Source organism: Neobacillus massiliamazoniensis, assembly GCF_001048695.1.
In the GTDB taxonomy this organism is placed as follows: domain Bacteria; phylum Bacillota; class Bacilli; order Bacillales; family Cytobacillaceae; genus Neobacillus; species Neobacillus massiliamazoniensis.
This window is the reverse complement of the sequence record NZ_CVRB01000005.1, coordinates 87,463-104,743: the sequence shown is the minus strand read 5'-3', so window position 1 is coordinate 104,743 and position 17,281 is coordinate 87,463. Positions and strand designations below refer to the sequence as shown.

13 protein-coding genes and 1 pseudogene are annotated in these 17,281 nt (G+C 36.4%); 11 read left to right on the top strand and 3 right to left on the bottom strand.

Annotated features, from left to right (window positions below):
• Positions 1-340: 340 nt before the first annotated feature.
• The 3 genes from BN1082_RS22745 to BN1082_RS22735 all read left to right on the top strand — a co-directional run bounded on the left by BN1082_RS22745 (position 341) and on the right by BN1082_RS22735 (position 4,953).
• Entirely contained in the window at positions 341-2,704 is a 2,364-nt protein-coding gene (locus BN1082_RS22745) for a beta propeller repeat protein (RefSeq protein WP_090638754.1), read from the top strand.
• 677 nt (positions 2,705-3,381) lie between these two features.
• The gene (locus BN1082_RS22740; protein ID WP_245640519.1) at positions 3,382-4,086 is read left to right on the top strand and encodes a reverse transcriptase domain-containing protein; all 705 of its coding nucleotides are present in this window, start codon (positions 3,382-3,384) and stop codon (positions 4,084-4,086) included.
• A gap of 285 nt (positions 4,087-4,371) precedes the next feature.
• Positions 4,372-4,953: a DUF1003 domain-containing protein gene (locus BN1082_RS22735; RefSeq protein WP_245640518.1), complete on the top strand. Its 582-nt coding sequence runs from the start codon at positions 4,372-4,374 to the stop codon at positions 4,951-4,953.
• Between the two features lie 236 nt (positions 4,954-5,189).
• Here the strand turns inward: BN1082_RS22735 and BN1082_RS22730 are convergent, their stop codons facing one another.
• Entirely contained in the window at positions 5,190-6,029 is an 840-nt protein-coding gene (locus tag BN1082_RS22730) for a YhfM domain-containing protein (RefSeq protein WP_090638753.1), read from the bottom strand.
• A gap of 216 nt (positions 6,030-6,245) precedes the next feature.
• Between BN1082_RS22730 and BN1082_RS22725 the strand changes: the two genes are divergently transcribed.
• Positions 6,246-6,623: a hypothetical protein gene (locus BN1082_RS22725; RefSeq protein ID WP_090638751.1), complete on the top strand. Its 378-nt coding sequence runs from the start codon at positions 6,246-6,248 to the stop codon at positions 6,621-6,623.
• 89 nt (positions 6,624-6,712) lie between these two features.
• Positions 6,713-7,243, top strand: a complete 531-nt coding sequence (locus BN1082_RS22720; protein ID WP_090638748.1) for a hypothetical protein — start codon at positions 6,713-6,715, stop codon at positions 7,241-7,243.
• Positions 7,244-7,507: 264 nt separating this feature from the next.
• Here the strand turns inward: BN1082_RS22720 and BN1082_RS22715 are convergent, their stop codons facing one another.
• Positions 7,508-7,945: an Lrp/AsnC family transcriptional regulator gene (locus BN1082_RS22715; protein ID WP_090638745.1), complete on the bottom strand. Its 438-nt coding sequence runs from the start codon at positions 7,943-7,945 to the stop codon at positions 7,508-7,510.
• A gap of 142 nt (positions 7,946-8,087) precedes the next feature.
• On the opposite strand from BN1082_RS22715, the gene BN1082_RS22710 reads away from it, so the two are divergent.
• The 6 genes and pseudogenes from BN1082_RS22710 to BN1082_RS22680 all read left to right on the top strand — a co-directional run bounded on the left by BN1082_RS22710 (position 8,088) and on the right by BN1082_RS22680 (position 16,224).
• A complete protein-coding gene (locus BN1082_RS22710) occupies positions 8,088-8,669 on the top strand; it encodes a DJ-1/PfpI family protein (protein ID WP_090638743.1) in 582 nt (193 codons plus the stop codon).
• 230 nt (positions 8,670-8,899) lie between these two features.
• Positions 8,900-9,544, top strand: a pseudogene (locus BN1082_RS22705) (MOSC domain-containing protein).
• A 256-nt stretch (positions 9,545-9,800) separates the two neighbouring features.
• The gene (locus BN1082_RS22700) at positions 9,801-11,777 is read left to right on the top strand and encodes a glycosyltransferase family 39 protein (RefSeq protein WP_090638741.1); all 1,977 of its coding nucleotides are present in this window, start codon (positions 9,801-9,803) and stop codon (positions 11,775-11,777) included.
• Between the two features lie 941 nt (positions 11,778-12,718).
• Positions 12,719-13,303, top strand: coding sequence for a helix-turn-helix domain-containing protein (locus tag BN1082_RS22690; RefSeq protein WP_090638735.1), 585 nt, complete (start codon positions 12,719-12,721; stop codon positions 13,301-13,303).
• 37 nt (positions 13,304-13,340) lie between these two features.
• Positions 13,341-14,462 carry an ethanolamine utilization protein EutH gene (eutH, locus tag BN1082_RS22685; protein WP_090638733.1) on the top strand — a complete coding sequence of 374 codons (1,122 nt, stop codon included), beginning with the start codon at positions 13,341-13,343 and terminating at the stop codon, positions 14,460-14,462.
• A complete protein-coding gene (locus tag BN1082_RS22680) occupies positions 14,446-16,224 on the top strand; it encodes an aminopeptidase P family protein (protein WP_090638730.1) in 1,779 nt (592 codons plus the stop codon). Before eutH ends, BN1082_RS22680 begins: the two co-directional genes overlap by 17 nt.
• 360 nt (positions 16,225-16,584) lie before the next feature.
• Here BN1082_RS22680 and BN1082_RS22675 read toward each other — a convergent pair whose 3' ends face one another.
• Positions 16,585-17,025, bottom strand: coding sequence for a YaiI/YqxD family protein (locus tag BN1082_RS22675; RefSeq protein WP_090638727.1), 441 nt, complete (start codon positions 17,023-17,025; stop codon positions 16,585-16,587).
• Positions 17,026-17,281: the final 256 nt, after the last annotated feature.

The following is a 17,281-nucleotide window of genomic DNA, read 5'->3' as shown; positions in this document are numbered from 1 at the left end:
GATCAAACTTTTTTATAAAAGAATGAGTCGATTAAAAATATTAAGAGCGTGTTTTGTTCAATCTTTTTTACAAAACACGCTCTTTTCTATGATCGTTTTTCAAGGTTATTAGTATCAATTTGTTCAAACTTTATTTTAAAACAACAAATAGTTGGCGACTTACATAAAAGGAATCCCATGCTCCGTTTAACGATTCATAGCTAGACAACTCCCACATAATTAATGTCAAAATTCGGGTTATTTTGTCAGATAATTACGATACTTCCAAAAAAGGATTTAAAGCTATGGAAACGAAATTATTTAGATGTTACAAATTTTTATCATTATAGGAGGCTCTTAAATGGAGAGAAAAGAAAACAAAAATTTTAACAAGAAAAAAGCCGTAAAAGTGACCACAACACTTGCTCTATGCACAGGATTAGCATGGAGTCCGTTAGGTTTTGTTCACGCAAATACTGGGTTCTCGCAAAAGCCAGTCTCGATTGCACATGGACCAATGAATCACCCTCTTGGAAATATAAACTTACCTAAAAACGTATTAAATCCTAAATTCATGGACGTGAATACACATTGGATCCAACTCGGACCAAGTCCAATTACCGGTGAATACGGGGATAATGGTGCACCAAGGTCCGATTCCGGGCGTGTGGCAAGTATCGCAATCTCTGAAAATAAGAACCTCAAAACAGTTTATGTTGGTGCGGCAAACGGTGGCGTATGGTCATCTATTAATGATGGCACGACCTGGAAGCCACTCACTGATGATCAAGTAACCCTTGCGACAGGTAGCGTTGCAGTTGATCCGAACAATCCGAATACCGTTTATGTTGGTACCGGTGAACAACACTTCAGTGCAGATTCCCGTTATGGTCGCGGAATTCTTAAGTCTACCGACAGTGGAAAAAGCTGGACAACCCTTGGTTCGGATGTATTTGGTGGATACCATATTGGAAAAGTTGCTGTCGATCCAAACGATTCATCCAAAGTTTGGGTAGCTGCAGACAACGGATTATATCAATCTATAGATGCAGGACAAACTTGGAATAAAATGTGGTCAGCTCAAGGCAAACCGACAGATGTTTATATTGTCAAAAACAATCCAGGTGTTATTTATATGAGTGTAGCGGGAAGTGGTATTTATAAGAGTACCAATGGCGGTAAGAATTTTACATTACTGGGACAAGGTACACTTCCAAACTATAATACCAACCCATTAATGTATAATGCATCACTTGCGGTAGTTGAAGGTGCTACCGGACAACAAGATACTATATATTCTTCTTATTCTGATGGTAATGGTAACCTCATGGGGATGTTTAAAAGCACAGATAGTGGTGTAACGTGGGATCGCTTAACAAATGTGCCTCAATATTTTGACTCCAACTATAGTTATTATGGAGATTACGATGCTCAGCATCCAAGTGGTCAAGGCTGGTATGATAACGTCATTGCGGTGGATCCAACAAATCCGCAGCATATTATAGCAGGTGGAATTACTTTAATTGAGTCTTTGGATGGTGGTACTAGTTGGAAGTCATTGGATACTTTCTTTAATGCAAAACAAGGTGACATTAATACTCACCCTGACCAGCATATCATTGTCTTTGACTCGCAAGGAAATGCTTATGTTGGGAACGACGGCGGTGTCTTTAAAGAATCAACAGATGGCAAATGGCATAATTTAAACTCTAACCTCAATACTGTCACTTTTTATCCAGGTCTAACAGCTTTTAATGGCGGAAACTTTGTGATGGGCGGCGCTCAAGATAATGGGACAAATCTCTATTCTGGACAAAAAGCGTGGCTGCAAGAAACAGGTGGAGATGGTGGTTATACCTACGTTGACCCACAAAACCCTAACTTCATGCTTGCCGAGTTCCAATATGGAAGGATTTTAAAATCCGAAGATGGTGGTCAAAATTGGGATTATGCTTATCCAAAATACCAGGATCCTGGATATCTAGAAGATGAGGGAGCGGTCAATGATGATGAAGATGGTGCTGCCCCGTTTGTGACACCATTTACGGCAAGTTCACTTGACAATGGTAAATATGAGGTAATTGTAGGTGCTGATCGCGTTTATAAAAGTACAAATAATGGAAACTTAGGCAGCTATGTTCCTATTAGCCCGAAATTGGATACTGCAGCTATTAATACGGTTTCCCAGTCTAAAACAAATCCTAATGTCATTTATGTAGGAACAGCAAAAGGTGATATTTATGTAACTTTTACTGGTGGCGGTACAGACCCATCTGCTTGGCATAAAATTACACGTACTGGCAAATTAGATGCTCGTGCATACGTAGCTGCAATTGCGATTAATCCAACAAATGACAACGAAATCACTGTCACTTACAGTAATACAGGTTATTACAGTCCTGAAAGTACAAATCACGTCTTTTATTGTCCAAATACAAATACAACAAATCCAGTTTGGACAAATGTATCAGCAAAATTGCCAGCAACTTACGCTCCTTCAGTCACTTACTTGGGGCAAAGCGTCATAGTGGGAACTGAGCAGGGAGTCTTCATAGCAAAACCAGGTAGCGATGAGTGGTCTAAACTTGGTAAAGACTTACCTAATGTTCCGGTAACTAGTGTTGTTTACGCAGGCAATGGGAAATTAGTTGTTGGTACATATGGACGTGGAGCGTTTAGGCTCGAACTTGGACAGGACGCTAAACATCTTGCAGGGCTAAAATAAGTGGCTAGAATAAACTATAATTATTGAACGTTTGGGATGTTCATCCTAAACGTTTTTTTATGTAAAAGGGAGTTTTCCAAATAGGATTAAGAAAACTCCCTTTTAATCGGAGGGGGATATTTTTTTGCTCAAGATTGTGAAAAATTACACTTAAAGTAACGGGTGCGTGTGCGGCCGAGCTTAGGTCGTATCATATAGCGGGTGGGATTCCCGTCGAGTAAGAACTAGCCATTCGCTCGTAGCGAGTCTTGGAGGGCTAAAGGTAACTTTAGTCTTTAAGCGTAGACAGTTAGGTGGCGGGCCGAAAGCCAAATGGTTAAAGGGATTGAGCTCCATAATGTTAGTAAACCGAGAGGGCTGATGCGTTACGCACAGCAGAAAGCTACATTTTATCTTTCGTTAGAGGCAAGAAGGGTAAAACCTCTCTGGAGTCAGAGACCTTGGCACGTTATACATTGATATGATACGGCAACTCGGGAGACCCTACCGGTCTTTTCTTTTTTTTAGAAGAGTATGGTCTACAAGCGATAATAAGCAAGGAAACCAAATGCCGTGTAGGGAGTCGGATAGCAGCGTAGTACCAATGAAGTTGGGTAATGCCGATGGAGGAAAGGCTAGCTACCAGTTATCACCCTTACTAGGGACACATTTACTACACACAGAGGTAGGAATTATAAATGGAAACAAAACTACTAAGGATAGCAGAATTAGCCAATGTATATCTCCATTACGTACTCGACCTATGGTTTGAGAAAAGGGTTAGGAAACAGTGCAAAGGACAGGCATACATAGTGAGGTATGCGGATGATTTTGTTTGTTGTTTTCAATATAAAAGTGAAGCTGAGCAATTCTTCCATTCATTAAAGTTAAGATTAAAGAAATTTAACCTAGAAATAGCTGAGGATAAGACCAAAATCATTCCCTTCGGGAGGTTTGCGGAGAGAAATACAAATCTACAGGGGAGAAATAAACCAGCAACCTTTGGTTTCCTTGGTTTTACGCACTATTGTGGGAAGAGCAAACAAGGAAACTTCCGTGTGAAAAGGAAATCAAGCAGGAAGAAAGTCCAAGGCAAACTAAAAGAAACGAAAGAATGGCTGAAGAGTAATCGAAATAAAGATATTCATATTATTATGGATCGATTTAAACGATCACTGATAGGTTATTACAACTATTATTGCGTCACTGATAATACCCAAAATGTAAACAACTTCAAAGACAAAATAGAAAGGTTACTGTTTAAATGGCTTAACCGAAGAAGTCAAAGGAAATCCTTTACATGGGATAAATTCAGACTCTTTCTTAATAAATATCCACTACCTTCACCAAGAATAAAAGTGAATATATATGATTTAAGAAAAGAAATTAGCTACATTCTGTAAATGATAATTAGGAGGAGCCGTGTGCATTAATAGTGCAAGCACGGTTCTGTGAGGGGGGTGGAGTTCAATTTACCGCAAGGTAAAAAGGCTCCCTTCTACTCGACTTGTTTAAGAAAGAGAATAAATTATACCATTTCCATTAGGCCTGTCCACAAGCTTTAAAAACCTGATTTCAATTGAATGAGAAAATTAAATACTGTAATATTTCTCATTAAATATTAATATAAAATTAATCCAAATAACAATCTTATACTACTAAAATAAATATAAAAAGGGGAAATTAAGTTGAAACAAAAGCATTATAAAAATCAACCAAGTGCGATTAAGCTTTCTCATGATGGAAACAAAGTAGCAGCATTGATGGAATCTGGGCGAGTAGATGAAATTGTAGCGGAATACAAAAGAACCATTTTAAATCGGATTGATGATGAATACAACAAAAACACTAAGTTTTCAAATAAGGTAGCGGATCAAATTGCCCAATTCGGTGGTAGTTGGAAATTTATTATTATTTTCGGCATTATCCTATTTATGTGGATGCTATTCAACACCTTAGCGTTAACCAAATCCTTCCATTTTGATGAAGCACCTTTTATTCTTTTAAATTTGTGTTTATCATTTTTAGCAGCTTTTCAAGCTCCAATTATAATGATGAGCCAAAACAGGCAAGCAGCCAGAGACAAAAATGAATCTATCGTCAATTTTGCCATTAATTACAGGGCGGAGGAAGAAGTCGATGATATGCAAGGGCATTTGCACCGAATTGAAGAGGATGAAATGAAGCGATTTGAGTATCTGGAAAATGAATTAAAAACAGTGAAAAAACTTCTTTTATCAATTGAATCAGAAATTAAGAAATCAAAATAATAAATAAAGATTACATCTTTGAAGAATCAAATGAAATTTGGTCCTTTTTTATCATCAGTTTATGAAGGAAATTAATCGCTCCCTTTATTTGTTATATTTTTCTCTTCATCCTCGTCAATAAAATCCATGAATACAGACTGAATTATATTTTAAGAGTATGGGAAAGCCTTTTGAAATTTTTCACTTAAACTAAATGGCAGTTTAGTTGAACAAAAATAAACAATCACTTGATGTTTTTATTTTGCTAATTTCTCACCTATTAAAATTTCAAATAAAACCGCTGACTGTTTTTTTGATAATTGAGCATATTGATCTTCACCTCGAACCATCACTAATCTGTCTTTATCAGGAGTAACCCAAACTTTGTACAATAGGGCTTCTGCCTTTATTTTAGGGTCTTTAGGTTGGAAAACAAATTGATAATCAGGGGGTTGAAGAGTATCTCTTTTAGCGTATACCCATTTCAGTTCATCTAGTATTTCTTTAACTTTAAGGATGTGCTCTCCAACCGTTATTTTTCTAAATTCTTCAAAATTACTTTCATATTCTTTACCAATATGCTTTTGAACAATGATGAATTGGTCTTCATTAACAGTTGAAATTTTGTTGTCCATTCCATTTGAACTTCCTGTTAAGACAATTTTGTGTAATTCTTTGATCAAGTCAGATGGTAATTTATACACCGTATAGGAGTCATTTTCATTCATAATAGACCCTCCATCTTTAAATAACCACAATGAGTATGTGGCTTTTGTTTTATCTCCAAAGGTTAAGGTAAAAACATAATTAGGCGAAGTCATGTCGGCAATACCCGGACGTTTTTCTGCCCGCTGGATTGCATCAACTAAAATTTGAAGTTCAGTTGAGTCTTGTTGAGAATAAGAAATGTGCGGAGGCTTGACATCTAGCATATTTTTCCCAACCTTTGAAACAGTGGCGCTTATAACGGTCTTTCCGAATAGCTTAACAACCTTGGTCTCGCTAGTCGTTTGCTTTGATTGAACGCATCCTATTAATAAAACAAGTAATAAAAAAAATACAACGAAGGATAGAAATTTATATTTATTAGGAAACATCAGGTGAACCTCCTTAAATATTCCATTTATATTATAGACGATATTTTATATTAAAGGTTGCAATTATCGGAGAATGTGAAACATTGTACTTAAACAAACGGGGTGCGTTGATCCAAGAAGGATTAACGCTTATTTTTGTTGAACTTTATTATATTAACGGCTCAAGATAGTTGGAAAAGATGAAAATGAATTTTATTTAATAAGGTGTTGATTATTGTGGATGAAAAGCGGATTTACAAACCACTTAAAGAGCTTTCTAATGAACAAATTAGAGAAATACTCAATAAGAACGACATTGATGAACTGATTTCTCTACCTCTTTCTGTTGGTGAGCATCATATAAACTGGAAGTATGCACAGGACATATGTGCCAAGCTATCAAAACACGAGAATCCACTAGTAAGGGCGAACGCAGTGTTAGGATTTGCTTACATTGCAAGAACAAAAGGTAAGTTAGAGAAGCACATAGTAAAACCAATCGTTTTATATGAACTTCGGGAAAATCAGGAATTCCAATGGAGAATAATTGATGCTATAAATGATATAAATCTTTTTATGAAATGGAAAATTGGAGCTAAATCAACAATGGAATAGAATGACATTTATTATGCTAACGGGCAGTTTAGTGGAATGATGAATTGAAGAATTTTAGAATGTATAGGTTTGCTAAGGAGTGGATGCGATTGTTAAGTGTACAGGTCATTGGGAGTCTTGAAGAAATTGGAGATTTAGGATTATATTGTGTTGACGAAAACACGTTCAATCAATTATTTAAAAATGGACGTGACCTTTTCTTTTTTTGTGATTTTAATAATGAACTATCTTGGAAAATGATTAAAGAAAAATTGGTAAAGGCTAATTCACTTTTTTTAAAAGGAATACAAGGAACTATTCATTTAGAGAAAAGTTTTGTTGCACCTGATAGTTTTCCTAATCGGATAATACAGGTTGATGACCCTTTATCGATTACAAGAAGTGATAAGGTAAGTATAAATAAATACTATTTCCAAGTCCTTGATGGTGCATCAAATAGTACCTGCGATATATATGAAGTTGATAAAGATACGTTTAATCAAATATTTACCCAAGGTCAAAAAGTATTATTGTCAAATGAATGTCCAGAATTAGAAGATAGGTTTTGGACTAAAACGGCTTATCGTACTAACGTTAAAAAAAGTATTGTCCCAAGGTTAGATGGCATATTAATTTTATAATTTTACTTGGTTTAAATTTAACCTTTTTCACTTATGAAAGTGTAGATTGTGAATCGATTCACTTAAACTAAAGGGTAGCTTTATTTCAATAAAAATAAATGATTTTAGGGGTAAGACCCATCGCCATAAAGCTAATAAAAATGGGTTACCCCAAAACGATAAAAACGATTAGAGACCCTGATTCTTTTATATAAGGCAGAAAAATCAGGGCTATTTTTAAAGGGTTATTGAGTAAGCAATAGTTAATTGATTATGCCAGTATTTTTATTCTTCACTAATAAAGGGAGCAATTATTTTGTTTTCATAAGAAGATAACACGATATTCGTTGATGGCGTACCATATTGCATTGAATCATCAATAAATTGTTCTAAACTTTCTACAGAATACGTTGCTAATTTGACAATATAGCTAATTTCCCCTGCTACTCTGTAACACTCAAGTACATCTGGATGATTATAGCAAAAGTTAGCTAATGATTTACAATCCTTTGATTTAAACAATATAAGTGCAGAAATTGGACGGTTCATTTTTTTTAGAGAAACATGTGCATGGTAACCTTCAATAATTTGTTGCTCCTCTAACTTCCGTACTCGCTCAGTTACTGACGGAGAAGATAAGTGAACGGCTTCTGCTAAATCCTTCATTGAAATTTTTGCATTTGACTGTAATAATTCCACGATTTTTTTATCAATTTGATCCATAAATTATCCAACCTTTTTTTATAAAATAGAATAACCTAAATTCTTAATATAATAAAGTCAAACAATCGAATATCCTTATTAAACTTATTTATCAGCCTTCTATATTTGTATAAAATGAGGATATCAGGAGGCGATTTGCGATATGAAAAAGATTTTATTATTATTAGCTGACGGATTTGAAGCAGTAGAAGCTAGTGTATTTACAGATGTACTAGGTTGGAATAAATGGGAGGGAGATGGATCAACCGAGGTCGTAACAGTTGGTCTTCGGAATAAATTAACCTGTACTTGGAATTTTACTGTCATACCCGAAAAAACGGTTGATGATATTCAATTAGATGAGTTTGATGCACTTGCTATTCCAGGAGGGTTTGAAGAAGCTGGTTTTTATCGGGATGCATACAGTAGAGAATTCTTAAATGTTATTCAACATTTTTATGCCAAGCAGAAGCCTATTGCCAGTATCTGTGTTGCATCATTAGCGCTTGGTAAAAGCGGAATTCTTACAAATAAAAAAGCCACCACATACAGTCATCCAACGAGTAAACGAAAAGAGCAGTTAAAGAATTTCGGTGCAATAGTACAAAATGATTTAATTGTTCAAGATGAAAATATTATTACATCATCAAATCCAGGTACAGCGTTTGATGTTGCATTTTTATTACTTGAAAAACTAACATCTAAAAAGAACGCTAAACATGTAAAGGATCTTATGGGATTTTAGGCATTGCACTTCAACAAAGGGGTGCTTTAATGGCATAAGGGCCACAGAAGTGAACAAAATTTTTTATAAAAACAAGATGTAAATCTACTTGAAAAGAATCCATTTTGATCAATCTATTTTTAAATGGATTCTTTTTATTTATCGTCAAATACCGGTTTGTAAGGTGTGTTTGATCAAACTTTATTTCAAAGCTACAACAATATTGAAAACAATCATAAAGGAGAACATATATGGGCATCGAACTTGTTCATTTTAGCATTGGTAAACCGAAACCAATGAAATATGGAGTAAATAAAGAAATGACAACAGGTATCTGTAAAGAACTTGCGGAAGAGGTTTTCCTATCAAAAGATGGATTTCTGGGAGACGATGTAGCTGACCTAAGGTTCCACGGTGGACCTGATCGAGCCGTTTGCGTCTATCCATAACATTACGCACAGTGGGAACAAGAATTTCAAACGACGCTCCCTCCATCTACATTTGGTGAAAACATTACTGTAACAAATATGTTAGAACGTGATGTATTCATCGGGGATACATATCAAATAGGCGAGGCCATTATTCAAGTTACACAAAGCCGAATCCCATGCAGTACCATTTCAAAAAGACTTGGCATTCCTGGGATTTTACCTCGCATTGTAGCGACCGGTTATACTGGTTATTTATGTCGCGTTCTTGAAGAAGGTATCGTTCGTAAAGATTCACAAATAAAACTGCTAGAACGTCATCCGGACTCAGTTTCTATTCTATTTTCTAACGAAGTATATTTTCATAGACGGAAAGATATAGAGGCAATGGAGAAAATTGTAGCTGTTCCAGAACTAGCAGAAGATTGGAGTGAACCGTTAACAGGTCGTTTAGCAAAATTAAAATAATGTATCTATGGTTCCCATTCGCATATTAACGAAAATATACGAGCAAACATAAAGACGGGGTCCCGCCAGGGTAAGACCATATTTTAGTTATTCCATTAAAGGGCGAGATTCCGTAGTAAGAATTGTGCTCTTTCTTTATGTTAAGGGATTTTTAAGCGTTTTTCTTTATGATGAATTTTGGGTTGGGTGACATGCGTGGCCATCATTGTATTTGGCTTAGGTTGTCCCGATACAACAAAGGGGGTTCGGAGATTACATGAACGATGTAAAATCAAAATTCAAGTGGCATTATCTTGGGTTGGCAGCCATTCTATTCTTATCTGTCATTCTTAATTTTTATAAGCTGGGACAGGAGGGAATCGGAAACACTTATTATTCTGCAGCTGTGAAAAGCATGCTCGAGAGTTGGCACAACTTTTTCTTCAATTCTTTTGATCCAAAAGGTTTTATCACCATCGATAAACCGCCGGTGAGTTTTTGGCTTCAAACGTTAAGTGCATATATTTTTGGATTTAAGGGATGGAGCTTATTTTTGCCTCAGGCATTGGCCGGTGTATTATCGGTCGCATTACTGTACCATCTTGTGTCCCGAGTGTTTGGACGTGGTGCCGGACTGCTGGCTGCTTTGTTTTTGGCCCTTACTCCAATTGTTGTAGCGGCTGACCGGACGAATGAAGTCGATAGTATGCTCATGTTCGTTACCTTAATTGCTACTTGGACACTGAGCAAAGCGGTCGAGCGGCATCATTTAAGATGGTTGTTGCTCGCATTCTTTATTGTCGGGATTGGGTTTAACATTAAGATGATGGAGGCGTTCCTTGTACTACCGGCCTTTTATCTCTTTTATTTGCTCACCCCGCATATAACTTGGACGAAAAAACTGGTTCACTTACTAATCGCGTCCATCGTTCTTATGGTTGTTTCGTTATCTTGGTCGGTGATCGTTGATTCGGTGCCTGCAAACAAGCGCCCGTATGTCGGGAGTACGCAAAATAATTCGGAGGTGACGCTGGCTATTGGGTATAACGGGATCAATCGGCTTGTTGGACAGCAGCGCGGGCAGCAAGGTAATTTCCACATGGGGTCGCAGCAAGGCCAGCGGTTCGGTAATGGGAACGGTCTAAGTGGAGCACACCGCTATGGAGGGAACAATGGCACATCCTCAATGTGGATGTCGATGAACAACAGGAATGCGGGGAACTATTCTGCAGGATTTGGACAAACAGGGAATCCGGGCATTTTTAGGTTGTTTACAACGCCTGAATTAGATGGACAACTGAGCTGGCTTTTGCCGGGAGCTTTCATCAGTGTCATTGCCCTCTTGTGGGGTACACGTTTTCGGACCCAGCTTGACCGTAAGCGCCAAACGGTTGTTTTATGGACTGTATGGGTCTTGACCATGTTTGTCTTTTTCAGTATTGCCAAGAGGTTCAGCAGTTACTACATGGTGATGCTGGCTCCAGGCATTGCAGCGTTGGCGGGAGCAGGTTTTAAACAGATGTGGGAGCAATGGTGTGCAAAAGAAAATAAAGAAAGTTTGTTTTTACCCCTTGCCATGGTGTGCACCATTGTCTTTCAAATTTCGGTTGTATGGAAATACCCGTCCATGCGTGACCCACTTTCGATTACCATAGGTGTTCTTGCATTGATTACGTTGATTTGTTCGATGTATGTCAAAAAAATAAATGCTCCGGGTAATCGGGGGATTTCCGTCCTTGTATTGCTGACTTGTGTTCTGTCTTTACTTGCAGCTCCAACAGCATGGGCGATAACGCCGATTGAATATGGCGGGTCGGTGACCAAACCGTTTGCCGGTCCCGAGCTGCAATCGCAGCATGGAAGAGACGGGATGACGTCCAATCCAAAAATAGAAAACTATTTAATGGCAAATTATCAAAAAGGAACATACCTGGTAGCAACCTTAAACGCTATGTCGGCTGCGCCGATTATTCTTGATACGGGTCTTCCTGTCATGGCAATGGGAGGATTTATGGGAAGTGATCCGGCCATTTCGGTTGAAAAATTGCAAAACCTGGTAAACGAAGGTCAGATCCGTTATTTCCTTTTGCAAGGAAGATCATTTAACAATCAACAATCGGATGTGGCCAATTGGATCAAAAATAATTGTGTCATCGTACCTGCATCCAAGTGGCAAGGCTCCCAAACGAATTCGAACCAGGGCCAAGGCTTCAGGAACGGTTCAACGACGCTTTATGAATATGTAAAAAAATAAGACGACAAACGGGCGATTGTGTACGATTCAGATTGCTTGTGCAGAAAAAATGTTGTAACACTTGCCTCTCTATATTGTGCGAAAATGCTACGGCATGGAGTCAAAGAAGGCAGTTAAATTATATTGAGATGTGCAAAATCATCCTCACCTAGATATCGGTGAGGATTTTGTAACTTTTTAAAAACTCACAAAAAACACCACAAGCGATTGGTATAGTCGTTACTAAGGAAGAAGTCCCACTAAGCAACATTCGTATACTAATAAATTGAATACGATTTCAGAAGTGTTGATGATTAAATCGAATTGGATTAGTTGGAACGCCGTATGCGGTGAAAGCCGAACGTACTGGTGTAGTCGGGGAAAAGGGAGAGATAACTTCAAACCCTTACCTTTCTGTATGAATGAGATGTAAGCAATGACGTTCAACAATCGGGTGCGATTATGGAATAACTCTTAGATTTAAACGACTTTAAGTGCAGTGCAGTGAAGTAATCTACATCAAAAATTAAACACCTTTTAAGAGGCTGTCTCATAAGGTGACAGGCACCACTAAATGTACAAAGTTCATGATAATTTTTACGCTATGTTGATTGGAGCGGAAGGCGCGAGACTCCTGCGGGAGTACGGGGCAGGGGAGACCCCACAGGCGCTTAAGCGCCGAGGAGGCTCCCCGGAACGCCCGCGGAAAGCGAAGCGCCCGGAGCGCAAATCAACAGTCACGTTTAACAAAGCCTATTATTTAACAATCTAGGCGCCTAGATCTAATAGATCTAGCGTCTTTTTTTATGCCAGATTGTGTAATTCTAACGGACTGTTCTTGAGAGAATATATGATAACGTTAATTAATTGAATTTCATATTTGTGAAATTAATTCATAATATCTTGCGTGTTACGCTGATATTTAATATGATATTCACAAATATGAAATTTTGGGTGAAGTTATGAATATAGGAATGGAAATAAAGAAATTGAGGGCTGAAAAAGGAATTACTTTGAAAGAGTTAAGTGAAAAAAGCGAACTATCTGTTGGATTTCTATCTCAATTAGAAAGGGGGCTTACTACTATAGCAGTTGATTCACTTGAAAAACTAGCTGATATTTTGGAAGTACATTTAACACATTTTTTTGATTATCCACGTAAAAGAAAAGACATGGTTTTAAGAAGTTATGAACAAGAAATAATAGATTCAGTAGAAGGTGGTTTTATTAAGTATAGCTTAAGTACAAATTTGGAAAATAAACAATTTGTTCCAAGGCTTATAGAAATTCTTCCTCAAAAGAAAGATGAAGAAATATTATCCTATAAGCATGGGGGAGAAGAGTTCATTTATGTTTTAGAGGGGATATTAACAGTTTACATAAATGGTGAGAGGCATGAAGTGTATCCTGGTGACAGTGTTCATATGGACTCAAATATTGCCCACAATTGGGCTAATTACACTAACAAAAAGGTCAAGCTCATAGCTGTTAATTCTCCTAATTATATCTACAATAGTGAGTTTTATACTACAGATGCTGATAAGTAAAGACATTATATAAAGTTAATAGAAAGTGATAATAATAATGGATAAATTTGTATTATATCTAATCGGTTCTTTTTTTGTAATCGGAGCTATTGATTATATTACCGGAAATCATTTGAAACTGGGTGGGAAATTTGAAGAAGGCATAAAGACCATGGGGGCTTTGGGGCTTGGCATGATAGGAATACTTTCTTTAGCTCCTATATTTACAAATTTTTTATCTGGTGTGATTATTCCAATCTGTAGAGTTTTTAATTTAGATCCTTCTATCGTTCCTGCAGCATTTTTAGCTGTAGATATGGGAGGATATCAAATCGCTGATAAGCTAGCCTTAACAAAGGAAATGGGAGCATTCTCAGGAATTATCATCGCATCTACTTTAGGAGCTACAATTAGTTTTTCAATACCCGTCGCGTTAGGGATGCTTTCTAAAGAGGATGAAAAATATTTTTCTAAGGGTGTGCTGGTTGGAATTATTACTATACCTATAGGATGTCTTGCAGCAGGCTTATGGCAAAAAATAAATTTCGGCATATTAGTATGGAATCTGGTACCAATATTTGTTTTTGCCATTATTTTAGGGGCAGGATTATTAAAAGCTCATCATGTTTTTATAAAAGTTTTTAATATATTTGGAAAGCTTATAATGAGTTTGAGTACTGTTGGATTGCTTTTACAAGGTATAGATGTGATATTTGGTGTAAGGCTTCTCTCAGGATTAGCACCACTATCTGAATGTACAGTTATAGTGGGCAAGATTGCATTTGTTTTAGGTGGAGCATATCCTATGCTCGCACTCATTAATCAAATTTTTAAAAATAGTTTTAAAGAAATAGGGGAGAAATTTGGAATTAATTCAGTGTCAGTAGCGGGGATTCTAGGAAATTTGGCTAGTAACCTGTTGATATTTGGAACATATAAAGAAATGAATCCTAAAGGAAAAGTCGTATGTACTGCCTTTGGAGTAAGTGGAGCATTTGTATTTGGTGGTCAGTTTGGATTTGTATCAGGAGTAGCCCCAGAAATGTTAGGAGCGTTTATTATATCAAAGCTTACTTCCGGAATAATTAGTATAGTGCTAGCCTCATGGTTGTATGATCGTGAAATTAAAGAAATTAGTCTTAAGGAAAATGGAGGTATTAGTAATGAATATCAGGGATAGGGTCGAAAAGTTAAGGAAGCTAATGAAAGAAAATCAAATGGATGCTTATATAATTCCCAGTTTTGATGCACATCAGAGTGAATATGTAGCAGAACATTGGAAATGTAGACAATGGATATCAGGGTTTACAGGGTCTGCAGGTACTGTAGTTATTACATTAAATGATGCTGGGTTATGGACAGATGGCAGATACTATATTCAAGCTGAAAAGCAGCTTGAGAGATCAGGAATCAGATTATTTAGAATGATGGATCCAGGGGTACCATTTTATTCAGAGTGGCTAGCTGATGTTCTTAAAGAAGGAAGCATTGTGGGCTTTGATGGAAATGTTTTTTCAATTGATATGGTTAAAAAGATGGAAAAAGATCTAAAAGCAAAGAGAATCGTATTAAAAATGGATCAAGATTTAATTGGTGAACTGTGGGAAGATAGACCGGAGATTCCTAAAGGCCCAATTTTTACTCATGACGTAAAATATGCAGGCAAATCACGAGTAGAAAAATTAAATGAAGTAAGAGAAGAAATGAAAAATAAAAGAGCGAATTATTATATGTTAACTTCCCTTGATGACATTGCATGGCTTTTGAATATAAGAGGGGCCGATGTGCCTACCAATCCAGTTGTAATAGCTAATGTAATCGTAGCAGAACATAAATGTTATTTATTTATTGATTCTTGCAAGGTTCCTTCTTTGGTTAAATTAGAACTGGAGGCTGAAGGAGTCGAGTTAAAAGCGAATCATGAAATACAAACATTATTGGAAAATCTTACAAGTGAAGATGCCATTATTTTAGATACGAATAAAACAAATATCAGATTATATAATGCCATTAACAGTAATACAAAGAAAATTGAAAGTCCTAACATCACGACTAATTTAAAAGCTATTAAAAATGAAGTTGAGACAAAAAATTTAAAATGGTGTGAAATAAAAGATGGTTTAGCCATGGTGAAATTTATAAAATGGTTAAAAAACTCTGTAGATAAAGAAGAAATTACAGAGATTACTGCAGAAGAAAGATTAGAAGATTTCAGAAGGGGGCAGGAAGGATTTGTTGGACCTAGCTTTGATACGATAGCAGGTTATAAAGAACATGCTGCGATGATGCATTATAAATCCAATAAAGAAACGCAATATACTCTTAAGAATGAAGGTCTTTTTTTAATTGATTCAGGCGGACAGTATTATGATGGAACAACAGATATTACACGAACGATTGTTTTAGGAAAACTTACCGATGAACAAAAAAGAGATTTTACTTTGGTGTTAAAAGGATTTATTGCATTAAGCTCAGTAAAATATTTATACGGAGCAACAGGCTCTAACTTAGATGTTTTAGCAAGACAACCAATTTGGCAGTATGGTTTGGACTATAAATGCGGGACAGGACATGGAGTAGGTTTTTTCTTGAATGTTCATGAAGGGCCACAAAGCATAAGGAATAATAATAATAATGTTATATTAGAAAAAGGCATGATTATTACGAATGAACCAGGAATATACCTAGAAGGTAAATACGGCATAAGAATTGAAAATATGATGTTAGTAGTAGAAGACGAGAAAACAGAGTTTGGTCAATTTATGAAGTTTGAAGCAATCACGTATTGCCCTATTGATTTAGCCGGTATCAATATTGATATGTTAACAGAGAGCGAAAAGCTATGGTTAAACAATTATCATCAAGAGGTATACATAAAGCTCGCTCCTTATTTAAATGAAGAAGAGAAAGTGTGGCTAAGGGAAGAGACTCGGGAAATATAAATATGTTTGCCGAATAAAGTAGTATTTATCGCCTTAAAAAAACAGTGAAATTCACCAACCTTTATGCAGATTTAATCATTGATTTCAGAGAAAAAGAAGCGATTCGAAAATAGAATAAATTCTTATAGATGTACCACGAAGAACCGTATCATAATGTTATTCAATTAGAGGGCGCGTTTATTTAGAAACGCGTCTTTTTTCGTATATTAAGTCATTTGATGGAATATGGTACCATTAATACAATACATCAAATAATTATACTGTTTATTCATGTGAGCGTAATGTAGGGCATTAAAAAAACTGAAATACTTGTCACAATATTATTTTTCAAGGTTTTCCTTAAAAATAGACGGTTCTTTTTTAACGTGAAATCGCTCTTTTAAAAAGCCCCCTAAATTTCTCTCTATCTTCTGATGTAAATGGTTTTGGCCCCTTTGTACGCTTTCCGCTTTTTCGAGCCATTGCACTTAAATAACGTGTTTGCAATAATTGGTCAATGTTTTCATTTGTATAGCTATACCCATTATGGTGAAGAACCGTACACGCTTTTGCTAAACCTAGCGAAGCAAGACCATAATCTTGTGTAACGATTATATCTCCCTTTTCTGCTAACTTCATAATCCGATAATCCGCTGCATCTGCTCCTGAATCAACATAAATGGTTTCCACTCCTGATGGTTGTTCCGCATTAGAAAAATGAGAAAAGCTAGTAACAAGGATAACAGGAATTTCAGCATTCTTCCCTTCAGAGATAATAATATCTTTTACCGGACAAGCATCTGCATCAACATAAATTTTCATCTCTATCTCTCCCGTAAATAAGTTAGAGTTGATGATAATGGCAGATTTAGCATTTGTCAAACGATAAATATACTTTACCTAAAATCATTTAAAAAACAGTTATTCTTTTAAAGGGCACTTTTCTTTAGTAAGAAGGCGTCTTTTTGATATTGCCCTACACATTAGTGGATTAGATTTTGTAAAAAAAGATTGTGAAGATTATCACTTAAACTAACGGGTGCATTCCTTTAATAAGGGATGTTTTTCTTATAGAAGG